1 protein-coding gene and 1 pseudogene are annotated in these 1,631 nt (G+C 71.2%); both read left to right on the top strand.

Going from position 1 to position 1,631, the window contains the following annotated elements; translation table 11 throughout:
- Positions 1-682, top strand: a pseudogene (locus ASG00_RS18405) (glucose-6-phosphate dehydrogenase); the annotation flags it as partial.
- The gene (locus tag ASG00_RS11955; protein WP_045246554.1) at positions 679-1,614 is read left to right on the top strand and encodes a glucose-6-phosphate dehydrogenase assembly protein OpcA; all 936 of its coding nucleotides are present in this window, start codon (positions 679-681) and stop codon (positions 1,612-1,614) included. The pseudogene ASG00_RS18405 and the gene ASG00_RS11955, both read left to right, overlap by 4 nt.
- The last annotated feature ends 17 nt before the right edge of the window (positions 1,615-1,631 follow it).

Genomic DNA, 1,631 nt, shown 5'->3' on the forward strand with positions numbered 1-1,631 from the left:
GCGCGCCGAGAAGGAGAAGGTGCTGGCGGCGGTCACCCTGCCCGCCGACCTCGCGTCGGCGACGGCCCGCGGCCAGTACGGCGGCGGGTGGCAGGGCGGCGAGCGGGTGCTCGGTTTCCTCGAGGAAGACGGGATGAACCCCGAGTCCACGACGGAGACCTACGCCGCGATCAAGCTCGAGATCAACACGCGGCGTTGGGCCGGCGTGCCGTTCTACCTGCGCACCGGCAAGCGGCTCGGTCGCCGCGTCACCGAGATCGCGGTCGTCTTCAAGACCGCGCCCGAGCACCTGTTCAGTCGCAGCCAGACCTCCGGTCTCGGTCAGAACGCGCTCGTGATCCGCGTGCAGCCCGACGAGGGCGTCACCATCCGTTTCGGATCGAAGGTTCCGGGTGCCGGCACCCAGGTGCGCGACGTCACGATGGACTTCGGCTACGGCCACGCCTTCACCGAGGCGAGCCCCGAGGCCTATGAGCGCCTCATCCTCGACGTGCTCCTCGGCGACCCGCCGCTGTTCCCCCGTCACGAGGAGGTCGAGCTCAGCTGGAAGATCCTCGATCCGATCGAGCAGTTCTGGGCGGCCCAGGGCGGACCGCTCGAGCAGTACAGCCCCGGTTCATGGGGACCGCCGTCCGCCGACGAACTCCTCACCCGCGATGGACGCACCTGGAGGCGGCCGTGATCATCGATCTCCCCGAGACCACCGTCAGCAAGATCTCGCGGTCGCTCGTCGACGTGCGCGAGGAGGGCGGCGCTGTCGCGCTCGGCCGCGTGCTGACCCTCATCATCGTCTCCTCCGGCGGCGTCGCCGAAGAGGCGATCGAAGCCGCGAACGACGCGTCCCGCGAGCACCCGATGCGCGTCATCGTGCTGGTCGCGGAGCCGGACGCCGCCGAGCCCCGTCTCGACGCGCAGATCCGCGTGGGCGGCGACGCCGGTGCGAGCGAGGTCGTGCTGCTTCGCGCCTACGGGGCCGCGGCATCCAATGCGGAAAGCCTCGTGACCGGTCTGCTCCTGCCCGACGCCCCCGTCGTCGCATGGTGGCCGGGACGCACGCCCGGCGACCCGGCCTCGTCGGAGATCGGCAAGATCGCACAGCGTCGCATCACGGATGCCGCCTCCCAGGCGGACCCGGCGGCGGCCGTCGCCCGTCTCGGCGGCAGCTACTCCCCCGGCGACACCGACCTGTCCTGGACGCGACTGACGCGCTGGCGGGAACAGCTGGCCGCCGTGCTCGACCAGCCCCCGTTCGAGAACGTCACGGGCGTCGAGGTGCTCGGCGCCGCCGATTCGCCCTCGACGCCGCTGCTCGCAGCCTGGCTGCGACTCGCGCTCGACGTGGACGTCGCCTGGGCGTACCTGCCCGAGAGCGAGTGGGCGTCGGGTATTAAGTCGGTGCGACTGCGGCGGCCCGGCGGCGACATCCTGCTCGAGCGCCCCGAGTCCGCGGTGGCCACCCTCACGCAGCCCGATCAGCCCAGCCACGAGCTCGCGTTCCCCCGCCGCTCGCTGCGCGAGTGCCTGGCCGAGGAGCTCCGTCGCCTCGACGCGGACGTCCTGTATGGTCGAGTGGTCACTGAGGGGCTCGAACTGCTGAGCTCTCCCGCGTCTTAGGAGAAATCGTGGTCGAT

This window comes from Microbacterium sp. Leaf351, from assembly GCF_001423825.1.
GTDB lineage: Bacteria > Actinomycetota > Actinomycetes > Actinomycetales > Microbacteriaceae > Microbacterium > Microbacterium ginsengisoli.